Source organism: Devosia alba (assembly GCF_039938915.1).
GTDB classification, from domain to species: Bacteria; Pseudomonadota; Alphaproteobacteria; order Rhizobiales; family Devosiaceae; genus Devosia; species Devosia alba.
Window position 1 is genome coordinate 1 of the sequence record NZ_JBDUUI010000041.1, and the last position, 913, is coordinate 913.

At 63.5% G+C, this 913-nt stretch carries 1 protein-coding gene; it reads right to left on the bottom strand.

Features of this window, described 5'->3' with window-relative positions:
* A partial coding sequence (locus tag ABFY71_RS18690) for a transposase (RefSeq protein WP_347947373.1) occupies positions 1-854 on the bottom strand: 854 nt, incomplete at its 3' end.
* Between the last annotated feature and the right edge of the window lie 59 nt (positions 855-913).

Below are 913 nucleotides of genomic sequence, written 5' to 3' on the forward strand. Positions count from 1 at the left end.
TGGGCTGCCTTGGCCATCTCCAGCAGGTGCGAGCGGTCATGGCCCCGGTTGGTCACCGCATTGGCCACCACAATATGGTGCTTGGTGTCGACGGCCGCCTGCACATTATAGCCGACGACGCCGCGATGGTCGCTGCCGGTTGCCATGGCGCGGGCGTCCGGATCGGTCAGCGAGATCTGCCCGTCAGGGGAGGCTTCCAGCTGCCGGCCAATCGTCTCGAGTTCGCCAAGGCGGCCGCGCAGTGACGCCAGTCGCTCGGTCAGGTGCTCGATCCGCGGCGTGGCCGGGCCGGTCTCGGCACCATCGGCTTGCTCGAGCTCGGCGAGATAGCGCGCGATGCTCTCTTCGACATGGGCCTTCCGGCGCGCCAGCTTGCCCTTGGTGTAGTTCTTCTCGTGCGTGTTCACCGCGCGCAGACGTGAGCCATCGATCGCAACCATGCCACCACCGACCAGGCCAAGGGCTCGGCAGATGGCAACGAAGCGCTGGCAGGCGATCTGGATCGCACCAGCATTGTCATGGCGGAAATCGGCAATGGTCTTGAAGTCGGGCACCAGCTTGCCGGTCAGCCACATCAGCTCGATATTGCGACCGGCCTCGCGCTCCAGCTTCCGGCTCGAGGTCAGCTGATGAAGGTATCCATAGACGTAAAGCTTGAGCATCGTGCCCGGGGCGTAACCGGGCCTGCCGGTGGCTGCCGGCTGCACGCGCGCGAAGCCGAGTTCGGCCAGGTCGAGTTCATCGACAAAAGCATCGATGATGCGGACCGGGTTGTCAGCATCCACATAATCCTCAAGACAGGCCGGCAGAAAGCTCGCCTGCTGTCGGTCAGCAACTTCAACGAAACGTCCCATCTGGCACCTCCGAAGCAGTGCCCGATCATAGCATAATCGGGAGTTTTCACACAGCCTCG